Source organism: Pseudomonas sp. Pf153, from assembly GCF_001269775.1.
Lineage (GTDB): Bacteria > Pseudomonadota > Gammaproteobacteria > Pseudomonadales > Pseudomonadaceae > Aquipseudomonas > Aquipseudomonas uvaldensis.
Genome location: NZ_LHVL01000006.1, coordinates 205895 through 221863, shown reverse-complemented (window position 1 = coordinate 221863; position 15969 = coordinate 205895). Strand labels below are relative to the sequence as shown.

Sequence of the window (15969 nt, the reverse complement as noted above, 5' to 3'; positions counted from 1 at the left end):
TTGCATTCACTCAACCATTGCCTGCAGGGGGCCGTCGGAACGAAAACCTGTAGGCCGATGAATAACGTGGCAGGGTTGCCCATAAGGAGCTCCAAGCGCAGTAACCAAGGACTCTTTACACCGACGCCGAAGAAAAAGAAGCGACATTCAAGTTGCGATTCCGATCGCGTCGGAACAGCCCCATTGCGACATGGATCGAGCCATTGGCGACATGGTCGTAAAGAAGCTGAAAGGTTGGATGGGCAAGTATCGCCAATAGGGTCGGCGTGATATAAGTTTGCGCCGACACAAAAAGAAAGAGCCGCCCAGATAAAAAAACAGGTGGGACGGCAGTACTCTTCTAAAACCAAAGGAGCAAATCACGATGCGCGTGATGAAGTGGAGCATGATCGCACTGGCCGTTGCTGCAGCAGCCAGTACTCAAATGGCTACGGCCGCACCGTTTGTAAGTGACCAGGCTGAAGCCAAAGGCTTTGTTGAAGACGCCAAGTTCGACCTGTTGCTGCGTAACTATTACTTCAACCGTGATAACAAAAACGGTAGCAACGACCAGAAAGACTGGACCCAAGGCATCTGGGGCAACTTCAACTCCGGTTACACCCAAGGCACCGTAGGCGTCGGTATCGATGCGTTCGGTTACCTGGCGGTCAAACTGGACGGTGGCGACGGTACCGGTGGCACTGGCAACATGAGCCGCGACGCCGATGGCGAAGTGAACGACAGCCAAGGCAAAGCCGGCGCGGCCATCAAGTTCCGCATTTCCAAGACTGAGCTGAAATTCGGCGACATGCAGCCAAGCACTTCTCCAGTGTTCGCAGTCGGTGGCTCCCGCATCCTCCCTCAAACTGCCAGCGGTTTCCAACTGCAGAGCAGTGAAGTCAAAGATCTTGACCTCGAAGCCGGCCACTTCTACTCGAGCACCAGCCAGGATCGCAACGCTCGTGACGGCGGCCTGTTTGCAAACTACGCTGGCGTAGAAGCCAACACCATCGACTACGTTGGCGGCAAATACGCGTTCAGCGACAACCTGAGCGCATCGGTATATGGCGCCAAGCTGGAAGATATCTGGAACCAGTATTACGGTAACCTGAACTACACCATCCCAATGGGCGGCGATCAGTCGCTGAACCTGGACGGTAACATCTACCGTACCACCGACGCTGGCAGCGCCGAGGCTGGCGATATCAGCAACACCACGTTCTCCCTGGCGGCTGCTTACTCGTTCCTCAAAGCACACACCGTTACCGTGGCGTTCCAGAAAGTCAACGGCGATACTCCGTTCGACTACATCGGTGTAGGCAAGAACAACCGTGGTGGCGACTCGATCTTCCTCGCAAACTCCATCCAGTACTCTGACTTCAACGCTCCTAACGAGAAGTCTGCCCAGGTTCGTTACGATCTGAAAATGGCTGAGTACGGCGTACCTGGCCTGAGCTTCATGGCCCGTTACGTTAAAGGCTGGGATATCGACGGTTCCAAAATGGATGCCACCAGTCCATACAACGCCATCGGTTATGGTGATGATGGCAAGCATCACGAAACCAACCTCGAAGCCAAGTACGTGGTTCAGGCCGGCCCTGCCAAGGACCTGTCGTTCCGCGTTCGTCAGGCATGGCACCGCGCCAACACCGACCAGGCTGAAGGCGATATCAACGAGTTCCGCCTGATCGTCGACTACCCGATTTCGGTTCTGTAATTGCCGAAAGTCAGTTTGCGGTAATCAAAAAAAGGCCCATCTTCGGATGGGCCTTTTTCATTGCGAGAGGATTATGCCTGTGGCCCGTCCTGAACCACGCGAATCACTCGCTGCGGAAACGGAATATCGATTCCCGCATCCTTCAAACGGTCCCGCGCCTGTTCATTGAGCATGAACATCACGTTCCAGTAATCCGCCGTCTTGACCCAGATACGCAACGATACCGTGATCGAACTGTCGCCCAGGGTGGAAATCACCGCCTCGGGCGCCGGATCGGCCAATACGCGCTCATCCTTTGCAAGGTCCAGCAATACCTGCCGGGCCTTTTGCAGGTCGGCCTGGTAATCCACCCCCACATCGAACACCACTTTGCGGGTCGGTTGGCGGTTGGTGTTGGTGATGATGCCGTTCGACAGATTGCCGTTGGGCACGATCACTGTCTTGTTGTCACCAGTGCGCAGCACGGTGTGGAAGATCTGGATGCTGTCCACCGTACCGGCAACGCCTTGGGCTTCGATCCAGTCGCCAATGCGGAACGGGCGGAACAACAGGATCAACACGCCACCGGCGAAATTCGCGAGGCTGCCCTGCAAGGCCAGGCCAATCGCCAGGCCGGCGGCACCGATGGCAGCGACGAACGAGGTGGTCTCCACACCGATCATCGAAGCGACGCTGACGACCAGCAGTATCTTCAGAATGATGTTCGCCAGGGTACTGATAAACCCTTGCAGCGCCAGGTCAGCATTACGCAGCGCCAGCAACGCGCCCAGTTTCTGTGTCACCTTGTTGATCAGCCACCAGCCAATGGCCAGGGTGATGATCGCCAGCAACACACGGCTGCCGTATTCCATGATCATCGGTATCCAGGCCTGGGAAACCTTCACCAGGTGGTCAACTTCAGCGTTCAAGTCCATCGTGTTCTCCTTTTCCCGTTCGTGGCGTGGGTGCACGCCCCCTCGCCACGGTCATGCGAACAATTGATATCAGTCGCGGAAGTTATTGAATTGCAGCGGCATGCCGAACTCCTTGCCGCGCAAGGCAGCGATGGCTTCCTGCAAGTCGTCACGCTTCTTGCCGGTCACCCGCACCTGCTCGCCCTGGATGGCGGCTTGTACCTTGAGTTTGGCGTCCTTGATATGGGCGACGATTTTCTTCGCCAGTTCCTTGTCGATGCCTTCCTTGAGCACGGCTTCCTGCTTCATGACTTTGCCCGAAGCATAGGCGTCCTTGACCTCGAGGCACTGCACGTCGATCTTGCGCTTGACCAACGCAAGCTTGAGGATGTCGATCATCGCCTCGAGCTGGAACTCGGCTTCGGCGGTGAGGTTGACGGTCAATTCCTTGTCCTTGAACTCGAAGCTGCCCTTGCCCTTGAGGTCATAACGACGGTCGAGTTCCTTGACGGCGTTTTCCACCGCGTTGGTGACCTCGTGTTTGTCGAGTTCGGATACCACGTCGAATGACGGCATGTAGTGTTCTCCAATAATGAAAAGGCGCGCCAGTAGCCCAGTAACTCAGTACCCAGTACTCAGTAATAAAGGCGGGCGGGCGGCGCGCGCTTGGCTTGTGGTTAAAATCGCGCTCATTATAACGAGTCTTTTCAACCCATACCGCGAGCCCTCAGATGCCTTTGCCAAACCGAGTGAAAAACTGATGTCCACGACCTGGCATGTCCTGGGGGCCGGCAGCCTCGGTACGTTATGGGCGGCGCGCCTGGCTCGGGCCGGGCTGCCGGTGCGACTGGTGTTGCGCAATGAAGACCGATTGCAGGCCTATCGAGCCGCCGGAGGCCTGACATTGGTGGAACAGGGCCAATCACAGTGCTATCCGGTTCCAGGCGAAACGGCAGAGAGCCCCGAACCGATCAAGCGTCTGCTGCTGGCCTGCAAGGCCTATGATGCAGTGGAAGCCGTGAACTCTGTGGCCCACCGCCTCGACGCGGACTCGGAGCTGATCCTGCTGCAGAACGGTCTCGGTAGCCAGGACGCGGTGGCAAACCGCGTCCCACTGGCGCGTTGCATCAGTGCCTCCAGCACCGAGGGCGCCTTTCGTGACGGCGATTGGCGCGTCGTGTTCGCCGGTCATGGTTATACGTGGCTGGGGGACCCCACCCGCCCCGTCGCGCCGATCTGGCTGGAGGACCTGACCGCCGCCGGCATCCCCCACGAATGGAGTGCCGATATCCTCACCCGACTCTGGCGCAAACTGGCCCTCAACTGTGCGATCAATCCGCTGACTGTGCTGCATCAGTGCAAAAATGGCGGCTTGCAGGACCATCGCTGCGAAGTGGCGACCTTGTGCGCAGAACTGACCGATCTGCTCGAACGCTGCGGCCAGCCAGCCGCCGCCGAGGAACTGCAGCCGGAAGTCGAGCGAGTGATCCAGGCCACCGCCGCCAATTACTCGTCGATGTACCAGGACGTCGCCCGACAGCGCCGCACCGAAATCAGCTACCTGCTCGGCCACGCCTGCAAGGTTGCCCAACGACACCAGCTGGCCGTGCCTCACTTGGAGCAACTGCGCCAGCGGCTGGTCGCTTACCTGGATAACCTCGGATTGCCCAGCGACTGAGCAGCGGCTACGCTGGCCTCGTATTCCTTTTTTGCGACGAGTCTGATGCCATTGCGCCAACGCCTTGAAAACCTGCCGGTCGGCCAGAAACTGCTGGCCGCCCTGTTGGTATTGCTGACCACCGTCCTGCTGGTGGCCAACCTGACCTTTATCAGCGCCGCCTATTACATTTCCCAGGAAAGCATGGCCCCTCAGGCCTTGCAGACCATCGGCCGGCTCATCGCCAACCCGAGCCTGATCTCCGATGCCCTGAAATCGCCACAAAACGCCAGGCGCCTGCTCGATGAACTCAACAATTACGCGCCCCTGCGAGCGGCGGCCCTGTATGACGGCGAAGGCGATCGCCTGGCGCAACTGCAACAGGGCGAAAAGCTCAAGCTACCGGACCATTTCCGCAATATGCAGGCCTGGCAGGCCGGCGAATTCCGCAGCAACCAGGTCATTACCCTGCCTCGCCCTGGCAAGGCGCCGGGGCACTTGCTGCTGGTCGCCAGCAGCGAACTGCCCACGGCGTTCTACACCGGCACCCTGACCGCAAGTCTGGGCATCCTCATTTTCAGCGTGCTGCTGTGGCTGGTCATCGCCCAGCAAATCAAGCGCCTGATTACCCAGCCGATTCATCAACTTGAAGAACTGTCCCGCCAGGTCACCCGCGAGGAGAACTATTCCCTGCGCGCCGCCCGGGGCAACCATGACGAAATCGGCAGCCTGGCCGAAGCGTTCAACACCATGCTGTCACGGATCGAGGCTCGGGAGCAGCAGCTCAAACGCGCACGGGACGATTCCCAGGCCGCCTATGACCAGGCCCAGGGTCTTGCGGAAGAAACCCGGCACACCAATCGCAAGCTGGAGCTGGAAGTCCAGGTACGCAGCAAGATCGAGAAAAAGCTCACGGGCTTCCAGAATTACCTCAACAGCATCATCGACTCCATGCCGTCGGCGCTGATCGCCCTGGACGAACAGCTCTACGTGACCCAGTGGAACCAGGAAGCCAGCGCCCTCTCCGGTACGCGGCTGGACGAAGCATTGAATCAACCGATCTTCCTCGCCTTCGAACCGCTCAAGCCCTACCTGCCGCAACTCAAGCAGACGGTCGAGCAGCACACGGTCGCCAAGATCGAACGCGTCACCTGGACCAAGGACGATGAAGCCCGGCATTACGCCCTGACCTTCTACCCACTGATGGGTGGCGCCGGGCGCGGGGTGGTGATCCGCATCGATGACATCACCCAGCGCCTGTCGCTGGAAGAAATGATGGTGCAGTCGGAAAAGATGCTCTCCGTCGGCGGCCTCGCCGCCGGCATGGCCCATGAGATCAACAACCCGCTGGGGGCGATCCTGCACAACGTGCAGAACATTCGTCGCCGCCTTTCGCCTGAGCTGCCCAAGAACCTCGAACAGGCCGAACAATTGGGTATCGAATTGCAAGTGGTCAACCGCTACCTCGAAGGCCGGGACATTCCGCACCTGCTCGATGGCATCCAGCAGGCCGGTGCCCGGGCGGCGAAAATCGTCACCCATATGCTCAGTTTCAGCCGTCGCAGCACCCGACAGATGGCCCCCTGCGACCTGCCGGCGCTGATTGACCAGGCGGTGGAGATCGCCGGAAACGACTTCGACCTGACCATCGGCTTCGACTTCAAGGGCCAGGCGATCATCCGCCAGTTCGACCCGAACCTGGGGCCTGTGCCCGGCACGGCCAACGAGCTGGAACAGGTACTGCTCAATCTGTTGAAAAATGCTGCCCAGGCGATCCATCAGCGCCAGGACAACAGCGAACCCGGGCGCATCATCCTGCGCACCCGGTTGAATCCGCCCTGGGCGGAAATCCAGGTCGAGGACAACGGAATCGGCATGAGCGAAAACGTGCGCAAGCGCACCTTCGAGCCGTTCTTCACCACCAAGGAAGTCGGCCAGGGCACCGGCCTGGGCTTGTCCGTGTCGTATTTCATCATCACCAACAACCACAAGGGCCAGATGGAAGTACAGTCGGCGCCGGGCCAGGGCACTTGCTTCACCCTGCGCCTGCCCTTGGCGGGTACTTCGGTGGTGCCGCAAGAAAACAAGCTACTGGAGCGCTGAACATGGGGTTTCGCCTGTCGAAGATATACACCCGCACCGGCGACAAGGGTGAAACCGGGCTGGGCGATGGCCGTCGCGTGACCAAGGATCATCCACGGATCGAGGCCATCGGCGAAGTGGATACGCTCAACAGTCAGTTGGGATTGTTGCTGGCCGGACTTGCCACCGAATCAGCCCGCTGCCCGGCACTGAATGAAGTCAGCGAAGTGCTCGCCCCCTGCCAGCACCGGCTGTTCGACCTGGGCGGTGAACTGGCCATGCCAGCCTATCAAGCCCTGAACACGACGGAGGTCGAGCGCCTGGAAGCGGCGATCGATGTATGGAATGAAGAGCTGGGGCCGCTGGAGAATTTCATCCTGCCCGGCGGCTCGGTCCTGGTGGCCCAGGCTCATGTCTGCCGCAGCCTGGCCCGCAGCGCCGAGCGCCGTTGTCAGCAATTGAATGCCGTCGAACCGCTGGCGGGGCCGGGGTTGGCTTATATCAATCGGTTGTCGGACTTATTGTTCGTGGCGGCCAGGGTGATTGCCCGACGCCAGGGTGTTGCCGAGGTACTTTGGGAGGCGGCGGCCAGGCCTGGAGATTGATCACAGAAATCCATTACCTGTCAGGCCGTCTTCGCGAGCAAGCCCGCTCCCACAGTTGAAGCGCGTTCTTCCTGAAGAACTCAGTCAACTGTGGGAGCGGGCTTGCTCGCGAAGAGTTCATCAGCCACGCGGTAGATCATCCCTCAGGCCAAAACGCCCGAATCCCCGCCACACCCTGAGCTCCGGCCTCCCAGGCTTGTTGCCGCTCACCCGGCCCCACCCCACCCAGCAGATAGACCGGCTTGTTGAACCCCTCGATCAACCGCGAAGCCTCTTCCCACCCCAACGGCAGGGCCTCGGGATGGGTCTGCGTCGGCTGAACGGGCGAGAGCGTTACGAAGTCCACGTCCATCTGTTGCGCCAGGGACAGCTCTTCGGCGTTGTGGCAGGACGCCGCCAACCAGCGCTCCTTGCCGAAGGGTCGACCAGCCCCCGCGTGCTTGCGCAGTTGCGCGGCGGTGATGTGCCAACCGGCGGAGGGGAAATCCCCCAGCCATTCGAAGGGTCCCTTGAGCATCAGTTGGGCCTTGCCGGCACATAACCCCACCGCATCCACCGCCAGGTCGCGGTATTGCGGGTCGTAGCCGTTGGGCGCGCGCAGTTGGACCAGTTTGATCCCACCCGCGATAGCCTTCTGGATACCTCGCAACAGGGCCGGCGTTTCAAGACCTTCCGGGGTAATCAGATAATCGCCGGGCAAACGCGCCGCCGCGACAATCGGCTGGTTGGCCGCCGGGAATTCATAGCTGGACAGATCACGGGCCGTGATCCAGGCCAACGGTTGCCCCTCGGCGCCATGAGGCTCGCCGGTAAACGCCGATACCTCCCAGACATCCAGCAACACCTGCTTGTCCGGGTAATCGTGACGCACCTTGATCAAGGGACGGGCGGCAGTGACCAGGATGCCCAGTTCTTCCCGAAGCTCCCGAGCCAGGGCCGTCTGGACAGACTCGTGCGCCTCCACCTTGCCACCGGGAAACTCCCATAGCCCCCCCTGGTGCTGAGTATCGGCACGCCGGGCGATCAGGATCTTGCCGGCAGCGTCACGAATGACCGCTGCCGCTACATGTACTCGTTTCACCGCGCAGTGTCCTCCAGGCCGGCCGCCTGCCACACCTTGAGCGCCGGCCATTGATAACGGGTTTCGACTTGGGCCGCATTCACCTCGGGCAGTTCCACCTGAAAAGTGTGCAACCGCACCGCCGCCATCGCGAGCAGGCTCGCTCCCACAAGGGACTTGTTGAGTGGCTTAAATAGTATTCACACCACCGACTCCCTGTGGGAGCGAGCCTGCTCGCGATAGGCGCACCTCGGTCCCAAGCCCTGTTAAGTCCGATACTCAGCGTTGATCTTGACGTACTCATGGGACAGGTCAGTGGTCCAGATCGTCTCGCTGCAATCACCCCGTCCCAACTCGATACGGATGGTGATCTCTTCCTGCTGCATCACCGCCGCGCCCTGGGCCTCGGTGTAGGTGGCCGCACGCGCACCCTGGCTGGCAATGCAGACTTCCCCCAGGAACACGTCGATCTTGCTCACGTCCAGGTCCGGCACGCCGGCACGCCCGACAGCAGCGAGGATCCGGCCCCAGTTCGGGTCGGAGGCGAACAGTGCCGTCTTGATCAGCGGCGAGTGCGCCACGGTGTAGCCGACGTCCAGGCATTCCTGGTGGTTGCCACCCCCGTTGACCTGCACGGTCACGAATTTTGTCGCACCTTCACCGTCACGGACGATGGCCTGTGCCACTTCCATGCACACCTCGAACACGGCCTGCTTCAGGGCCGCAAACAGTGGGCCGCTGGCTTCGGTGATCTCCGGCAGGTTGGCCTTGCCGGTGGCGATCAGCATGCAGCAGTCGTTGGTGGAGGTATCACCGTCGATGGTGATGCGGTTGAACGACTTGTTGGCGCCGTCGAGCATCAGGTCCTGCAACACCTGGCGGGACACCTTGGCGTCGGTGGCGATATAGCCGAGCATGGTCGCCATGTTCGGGCGAATCATGCCGGCACCCTTGCTGATGCCCGTAACGGTAACGGTCACGCCATCGTGCTGGAACTGGCGGCTCGCGCCCTTGGGCAGGGTGTCGGTAGTCATGATGCCGGTAGCGGCAGCCGCCCAGTTGTTCTCCGACAGGTCATCGAGAGCGGCCTGCAACGCGCCTTCGATCTTCTCGACCGGCAGTGGCTCACCGATCACGCCAGTGGAATACGGCAGCACCTGGGCCGCGTCGACACCGGTCAGTTCAGCCAGCTTGGCGCACGTACGCTCGGCGGCGGCCAGACCTGGCGCACCGGTGCCGGCATTGGCATTGCCGGTGTTGGTCAGCAGATAACGCACCGGTCCTTGCACACGTTGTTTGGCCAGGATGACCGGAGCGGCGCAGAAGGCATTGAGGGTGAACACGCCGGCCACCGTCGAACCCTCGGCACAGCGCATGACAACCACATCCTTGCGTCCCGGACGCTTGATGCCCGCAGAGGCAATACCGAGTTCAAAACCGGCAACCGGGTGCAACGTTGGCAACGGACCAAGACCAACAGCCATGAATGCGCTCCTTAATAATTTATGTCTGTACCGTCTTCGTCGAGACGGAGAATCAAATGGCAAAACGCCGCGACGGTGTTAACCGGTCGCGGCGCAGGTCATTCAGCGTTTGAAACGGGCGTTATTGAATCTGCCCGTGGCAATGCTTGTATTTCTTGCCCGAACCGCAGTAGCACAGTTCGTTACGGCCCAGCTTCTGCTCGTTGCGCACCGGCGCGGTCGCCAGGGCGACATCAACGTCAACACCTTCTTCAGTGGCCTGGGTCGCTTCCAACCCAGGGGCTTCGGCGTGCTGGAACTGCATGCGCGCCGCCAGGGCCTCGGCCTCCTGACGCAAACGGGCTTCTTCTTCGGCCGGATCTTCGCGGCGAACCTGAACGTGGGACAGCACACGGATCGAATCGCGCTTGATCGAATCCAGCAGCTCGGAGAACAGCGTGTACGACTCGCGCTTGTATTCCTGCTTCGGGTTCTTCTGGGCATAACCGCGCAGGTGGATACCGTGGCGCAGGTGATCCATGGTCGACAAGTGGTCTTTCCACAGGTCGTCCAGCACCCGCAGCACGATCTGTTTCTCGAAGGAGCGCAGTGCCTCGGCACCGGCCTGGTCTTCTTTCTCGTTGTACGCGGCGATCAGCTCGGCCAGCAGCCGCTCGCGCAGGGTCTCTTCGTACAGGTGATCGTCTTCGTCCAGCCACTGCTGGACCGGCAACGACACGCCAAAGTCGCTGCGCAACGAGGCTTCCAGACCGGCAATGTCCCATTGTTCGGGCAACGATTGCGGCGGAATGTGCGCGCTGACGGTGGCGTTGAGCACTTCCTGGCGGAAATCGGCGATGGTTTCGCCAATGTCGTCGGCAGCCAACAAACTGTTACGCATGTGATAGATCACTTTACGCTGTTCGTTGTTGACGTCGTCGAACTCCAGCAATTGCTTGCGGATGTCGAAGTTGCGACCTTCGACCTTGCGCTGGGCCTTCTCGATGGCGTTGGTCACCATGCGATGCTCGATCGCTTCGCCAGGCTGCATGCCCAGGGCCTTCATGAAGTTCTTCACCCGGTCGGAGGCGAAGATGCGCATCAGGCTGTCTTCCAGAGACAGGTAGAAGCGGCTGGAACCGGCGTCGCCCTGACGACCGGCACGACCACGCAACTGGTTGTCGATACGGCGAGATTCGTGACGCTCGGAAGCGATCACCTGCAAACCGCCGGACTCCAGGACCTGCTGGTGACGCTTCTGCCAGTCGGCCTTGATCTGCGCGATCTGCTCGGGCGTCGGGTTTTCCAGGGAAGCCACTTCCACTTCCCAGTTGCCGCCCAACAGGATGTCGGTACCACGACCGGCCATGTTGGTGGCGATGGTCAGCGCACCCGGGCGACCGGCCTGGGCGATGATCTCGGCTTCCTTCTCGTGGAACTTGGCGTTGAGGACCTTGTGCTCGATGCCTTCCTTGGTCAGCAACGCGGACATGTGCTCGGACGTCTCGATGGTGGCGGTACCCACCAGGATCGGACGGCCCTGGGCCATGCCTTCCTTGATGTCATTGATGATCGCTGCGTACTTCTCTTCGGCGGTCAGGAACACCAGGTCGTTGTAGTCCTTGCGCGCCAGCGGCTTGTTGGTCGGAATCACCACCACTTGCAGGCCGTAGATCTGATGGAACTCGAAAGCCTCGGTGTCGGCGGTACCGGTCATGCCGGACAGCTTGTTGTACAGGCGGAAGTAGTTCTGGAAGGTGGTCGAGGCCAGGGTCTGGCTCTCGGCCTGGATGTTCAGGCCTTCCTTGGCTTCGATGGCCTGGTGCAGGCCTTCGGACAGGCGACGGCCCGGCATGGTACGGCCGGTGTGTTCGTCCACCAGTACGACCTGGCCATCCTGCACGATGTATTCGACGTTGCGATGGAACAGTTTGTGGGCACGCAAGCCAGCATAGACGTGGGTCAACAGGCCCAGGTTATGGGCCGAGTACAGGCTCTCGCCTTCGGCCAGCAGGCCGACGCGGGTGAGCATTTCCTCGATGAACTGGTGACCGGCTTCGTTGAGCTCCACCTGGCGGGTCTTTTCGTCGACCGTGTAGTGCCCCGCCTGGGTCACTTCGCCTTCGACTTCCTCGACGTGCAATTTGAGCTGCGGGATCAGTTTGTTGATCTCGGTGTACAGCTTGGAGCTGTCCTCGGCCTGACCGGAAATGATCAGCGGAGTACGGGCTTCGTCGATGAGGATGGAGTCGACTTCGTCGATCACGGCGAAATTGAGTTCGCGCTGGAATTTTTCTTCCAGGCTGAACGCCATGTTGTCGCGCAGGTAGTCGAAGCCGAATTCGTTGTTGGTGCCGTAGGTGATGTCCGCGGCGTAGGCGGCGCGCTTCTCCTCCGGCGGCTGGAACGGCGTGACGACGCCGACGGACAGCCCGAGGAATTCGTAGAGCGGACGCATCCAGTTGGCGTCGCGGCGGGCCAGGTAGTCGTTGACCGTCACCACGTGCACGCCCTTGCCGGACAGCGCGTTGAGGTACACCGCCAGGGTGGCCACGAGGGTCTTGCCCTCACCGGTGCGCATTTCGGCGATCTTGCCTTCGTGCAAGGTCATGCCGCCGATCAACTGAACGTCGAAGTGGCGCATGCCCATGATCCGCTTGCCGGCTTCGCGGGCGACCGCAAAGGCTTCAGGCAGCAGTTGGTCCAGGGTTTCCCCCTTGGCGATGCGTTCCTTGAATTCGGCAGTCTTGGCGCGTAACTGATCGTCCGAAAGGGCCACCATCTGCTCTTCGAAGGCATTGACGATCTGTACCGTCTTGAGCATGCGCTTGACTTCACGCTCGTTCTTGCTTCCAAAGAGTTTCTTTAACAAAGGCGCAAACATATCGGCAGGATCTTCCACACTAAAGGGATGGAGGGCGGCCCCGTGAGTCGCCCGTGCAGCCCTCATGGCCGCATGCGAACGAGCATTCTACCCGGAAACGATGGTGAGGAAAGTGGCGTTATTCCACGATGCTGGCACAGCGCTGTGACGGGGCCTTCATAAAATAAGGGCTTTTACACGAAGTTCAACCCACAAAAGTAGAAGTTATCAGGGTTTCGGCCGGTAGGCGCCCACGGGGGACACGACCAAGGCGCGCCGGGCACTTTCTGCTACCATGGCGCCTCTGTCCCTTGCGGTATTGCATCCATGGCCTTTCGCCCCCTTCCAGCCAAGGCTCCCGCCGTTCTGCTACGCGAAGCCAAACCGCTGAAAGCCCTCTTTGGCCACGCCAGGCGCCTGGGTCATTTGCAACGCCTGCTGGACAGCCAGTTGCAGCCAGCCGCACGAGAGCATTGCCACGTGGCGTCCTGGCGCGAAGGCTGTCTGCTGCTGATCGTCACCGACGGTCACTGGGCCACGCGCCTGCGCTACCAGCAAAAGCGCCTGCTGCGTCAATTGCAGGCGTTCGAGGAGTTTGCCGGGCTGACCCGGATTCTGTTCAAGGTCCAACCGCCCACGGTCCAGGTAAGCGCCAAAGGCCATATGCTGGACCTGTCCACCGACGCAGCCGCGACTATCCAGGCCACGGCGGACGGCATCAGCGACCCCAACCTGCGGGCGGCGCTGGAGCGGTTGGCGGCGCATGCCAGGACCAAGTCTTGAAATTTTCGTAGCCTGTTCCACCGCCATCGCGAGCAGGGCTCGCTCCCACAGGGACCGCATTACTTCAGAAACAACAACCCCTTGTGGGAGCGAGCCTGCTCGCGATGGCAGCGACTCGGTCCCCCGCCTAACGGCGCTTACTGCCCCCCAGCAACGACCCCATCAATCCGCGCACCAGTTGCCGTCCCAGCTGATTGGCCGCCTGGCGCATCGCTGATTTAAGTGCCTGGCCGGCCGCGGTACCGAGAAATTCGCCGGCCTTATCGGCGAAGCTCGGTTGCTCTGCCGACGGATTGCCCGGAGCCGCTTCGACCTGAGGCTCAAGCCCCTTGCGCCCCATCAGCACTTCATAAGCCGATTCGCGGTCGATGGGTTTGTCATAGCGCCCCTGCAAGGGTGAAGCGGCGATCAGGCTGGCGCGTTCGGATTCCGTCAACGGTCCGATGCGCGACTGCGGCGGGGCCACCAGCACGCGCCTGACCATTTCCGGCGTGCCTTTCTCCTGCAAGGTGCCTACCAGCGCTTCACCGATGCCCAGTTCGGTGAGCACCGTCAGGGCGTCGAACTGTGGGTTCGGCCGGAAACCGTCCGCCACCGCCCGCAGGGATTTCTGCTCCTTGGCGGTAAAGGCCCGCAAGCCATGCTGGATGCGTAACCCCAACTGCGCCAGCACATCGTCCGGCAAGTCGCCCGGCGACTGGGTCACGAAATACACCCCGACGCCCTTGGAACGGATCAGCCGCACCACTTGCTCCAACCGCTCCTGCAACGCCTTGGGCGTGCCGGCGAACAACAAGTGCGCCTCGTCGAAGAACAGGGCCAGCAGCGGTTTGTCCGCGTCGCCGCGCTCGGGCAGTTGCTCGAACAGTTCGGCCAATAACCATAGGAGGAACGTCGCGTAGACCTTCGGCGCCTCATGAACCAGACGACTGGCGTCCAGCAAATGAATACGGCCACGGCCGTCGCTGCCGGGCTGCAGGATGTCCTCGAGCTGCAGCGCGGGCTCACCGAATAACGCATCCGCGCCCTGCTGCTCCAGCGTGGAAAGGCGCCGCAGCAGCGCTTGGCTGGAACCGCTGGTCATCAAGGCCGCGTCGTCCCCCAGCAGTTCGGGGTTGTCCTTGAGGTGATTGAGCAGTGCCTTCAAGTCCTTCAGGTCCAACAGCAACAGCCCCTCACGGTCGGCGACCTTGAACGCGGCATACAGTGCCGACTGCTGACTGTCAGTCAGTTCCAGCAGGCTGCCGAGCAGCAACGGCCCCATTTCGCTAAGGGTGGTGCGCAATGGATGACCCGATTGCCCATGGATGTCCCACAAGGTCACCGGATAAGCCTGGGGCTTGTGGTCGAGCCACGGCATGCTGGCAATGCGCTCGGCGATCTTGCCCTGGGGCGCACCGGCGGCACCGAGGCCGCACAGATCGCCCTTGATATCGGCTGCAAATACAGCCACGCCGGCATCGCTGAACGCCTCGGCCAGACGCTGCAAGGTGACAGTCTTGCCGGTGCCGGTGGCACCCGCCACCAAGCCATGACGGTTCGCCAGGCGCATGGCCTGGGCAATGGGCTGGCCGGCAAGGTCGGCGCCGATGGTGAGTTGCATTGAGTCAGGCATTTGGTCACCTGTGATTAATATTTGATCGAGCAGGCCGATATATGAAATGACAGGCCCCACTGAAAAACACGATCGGATAATTCCCCAGGGAGAGAAGGAAATATCAGAACTTTCAATACGGCGTCTTTATTCGAACTTTCCTATAAAAGCATGCCCAGAGCTATAAGACCCAGCGGAACCCCGAGCCATGAAGAAAAACCTGCGTTTCAGCCACAAAATCCTCATCGCTGCCGCACTCATCGTGATGGCCGCCTTTGCTCTGTTCACGGCCTACAACGACTATTTGCAGCGCAACGCCATTCGTGACGACCTCGACAGCTATTTGCATGAAATGGGGGACGTCACCGCAAGCAACATCCAGACCTGGCTGAGCGGTCGCATCCTGCTGATCGAAAACCTGGCCCAGAACATCGCAGGCACCCCGGACCAGGCCAGTGTTGCCCGTTTGCTGGAACAGAAAGCGCTGACATCCACCTTCATGGCGTCCTATCTGGGCGATGCCCAGGGTCACTTCACCATCCGCCCCGACACGAAAATGCCCGACGGCTTCGATCCACGCGTACGACCCTGGTACCAAGGCGCGCAAAGCAGCAGTACCGCGACCCTGACCGAGCCCTACATCGATGCCGCCAGCGGCGGGCTGATCATTTCCATCGCCACGGCCTCTCGGAACGCCGGGCAAACTGTCGGCGTGGTGGGCGGCGACCTGAGCCTGCAAACCATTATAGACACCTTGAAAACCGTGGACTTCGACGGCATGGGCTACGCCTACCTGGTCAGCGCCGACGGCAAGATCCTGGTGCATCCCGACAAGAACCTGGTCATGAAAACCCTGGCCGAAGCTTTTCCGAAGAGCACTCCGGCAATCAGTGACAAAATTTCGGAAGTCGATGTAGACGGCCACACGCGCATCGTCACCTTCACGCCGATCAAAGGTCTGCCGTCGATGAACTGGTATGTCGGTGTGTCGGTGGATAAAGACATGGCCTACGCCATGCTCAGCGATTTCCGTACCTCGGCCGTGGTGGCAACGGTCATCGCCGTGGTGTTCATCATCGCCCTGCTGAGCATGTTGATCCGCCTGCTGATCCAGCCGCTGCATGTGATGACCCGTGCCATGGAAGACATCGCCGACGGCGAGGGTGACCTGACCAAACGCCTGGCGATCCAGAACCAGGACGAATTCGGCATCCTGGGGACCGCGTTCAACCGGTTCGTGGAGCGGATCCATGGTTCGATCCGTGAAGTGTCC

At 60.7% G+C, this 15969-nt stretch carries 11 protein-coding genes and 1 pseudogene; 6 read left to right on the top strand and 6 right to left on the bottom strand.

Annotated elements, in window-relative coordinates; all coding sequences use genetic code 11:
* Positions 1-364: 364 nt before the first annotated feature.
* Positions 365-1696: an OprD family porin gene (locus AD666_RS01780; protein ID WP_053146958.1), complete on the top strand. Its 1332-nt coding sequence runs from the start codon at positions 365-367 to the stop codon at positions 1694-1696.
* 71 nt (positions 1697-1767) lie between these two features.
* Here the strand turns inward: AD666_RS01780 and AD666_RS01775 are convergent, their stop codons facing one another.
* Complete coding sequence (locus AD666_RS01775) at positions 1768-2610, bottom strand: mechanosensitive ion channel family protein (protein ID WP_053146956.1); 843 nt, start codon at positions 2608-2610, stop codon at positions 1768-1770.
* 69 nt (positions 2611-2679) lie between these two features.
* Positions 2680-3165: a YajQ family cyclic di-GMP-binding protein gene (locus tag AD666_RS01770; RefSeq protein ID WP_053146954.1), complete on the bottom strand. Its 486-nt coding sequence runs from the start codon at positions 3163-3165 to the stop codon at positions 2680-2682.
* Positions 3166-3349: 184 nt separating this feature from the next.
* Between AD666_RS01770 and AD666_RS01765 the strand changes: the two genes are divergently transcribed.
* From AD666_RS01765 to AD666_RS01755, 3 genes are read left to right on the top strand one after another with little or no spacing between them, the layout of a single operon-like run.
* Positions 3350-4267: a putative 2-dehydropantoate 2-reductase gene (locus AD666_RS01765; RefSeq protein WP_053146952.1), complete on the top strand. Its 918-nt coding sequence runs from the start codon at positions 3350-3352 to the stop codon at positions 4265-4267.
* A 45-nt stretch (positions 4268-4312) separates the two neighbouring features.
* Positions 4313-6349 carry a HAMP domain-containing sensor histidine kinase gene (locus AD666_RS01760; protein ID WP_053146950.1) on the top strand — a complete coding sequence of 679 codons (2037 nt, stop codon included), beginning with the start codon at positions 4313-4315 and terminating at the stop codon, positions 6347-6349.
* Positions 6350-6351: 2 nt separating this feature from the next.
* Complete coding sequence (locus AD666_RS01755) at positions 6352-6933, top strand: cob(I)yrinic acid a,c-diamide adenosyltransferase (protein WP_053146948.1); 582 nt, start codon at positions 6352-6354, stop codon at positions 6931-6933.
* Between the two features lie 136 nt (positions 6934-7069).
* Here the strand turns inward: AD666_RS01755 and AD666_RS01750 are convergent, their stop codons facing one another.
* The 3 genes from AD666_RS01750 to secA all read right to left on the bottom strand — a co-directional run bounded on the left by AD666_RS01750 (position 7070) and on the right by secA (position 12340).
* Complete coding sequence (locus AD666_RS01750; RefSeq protein ID WP_053146946.1) at positions 7070-8014, bottom strand: Nudix family hydrolase; 945 nt, start codon at positions 8012-8014, stop codon at positions 7070-7072.
* Between the two features lie 245 nt (positions 8015-8259).
* Positions 8260-9477, bottom strand: a complete 1218-nt coding sequence (gene argJ / locus AD666_RS01745) for a bifunctional glutamate N-acetyltransferase/amino-acid acetyltransferase ArgJ (protein ID WP_053146943.1) — start codon at positions 9475-9477, stop codon at positions 8260-8262.
* A gap of 121 nt (positions 9478-9598) precedes the next feature.
* Positions 9599-12340, bottom strand: a complete 2742-nt coding sequence (secA, locus tag AD666_RS01740) for a preprotein translocase subunit SecA (protein ID WP_053146941.1) — start codon at positions 12338-12340, stop codon at positions 9599-9601.
* Positions 12341-12646: 306 nt separating this feature from the next.
* On the opposite strand from secA, the gene AD666_RS01735 reads away from it, so the two are divergent.
* Positions 12647-13102 carry a DUF721 domain-containing protein gene (locus AD666_RS01735; RefSeq protein ID WP_053146939.1) on the top strand — a complete coding sequence of 152 codons (456 nt, stop codon included), beginning with the start codon at positions 12647-12649 and terminating at the stop codon, positions 13100-13102.
* Between the two features lie 127 nt (positions 13103-13229).
* Here the strand turns inward: AD666_RS01735 and AD666_RS01730 are convergent, their stop codons facing one another.
* Positions 13230-14717: a helicase HerA-like domain-containing protein gene (locus AD666_RS01730; RefSeq protein WP_053146938.1), complete on the bottom strand. Its 1488-nt coding sequence runs from the start codon at positions 14715-14717 to the stop codon at positions 13230-13232.
* 187 nt (positions 14718-14904) lie between these two features.
* On the opposite strand from AD666_RS01730, the pseudogene AD666_RS26945 reads away from it, so the two are divergent.
* A pseudogene (locus tag AD666_RS26945) lies at positions 14905-15936 on the top strand (cache domain-containing protein); the annotation flags it as partial.
* Positions 15937-15969: the final 33 nt, after the last annotated feature.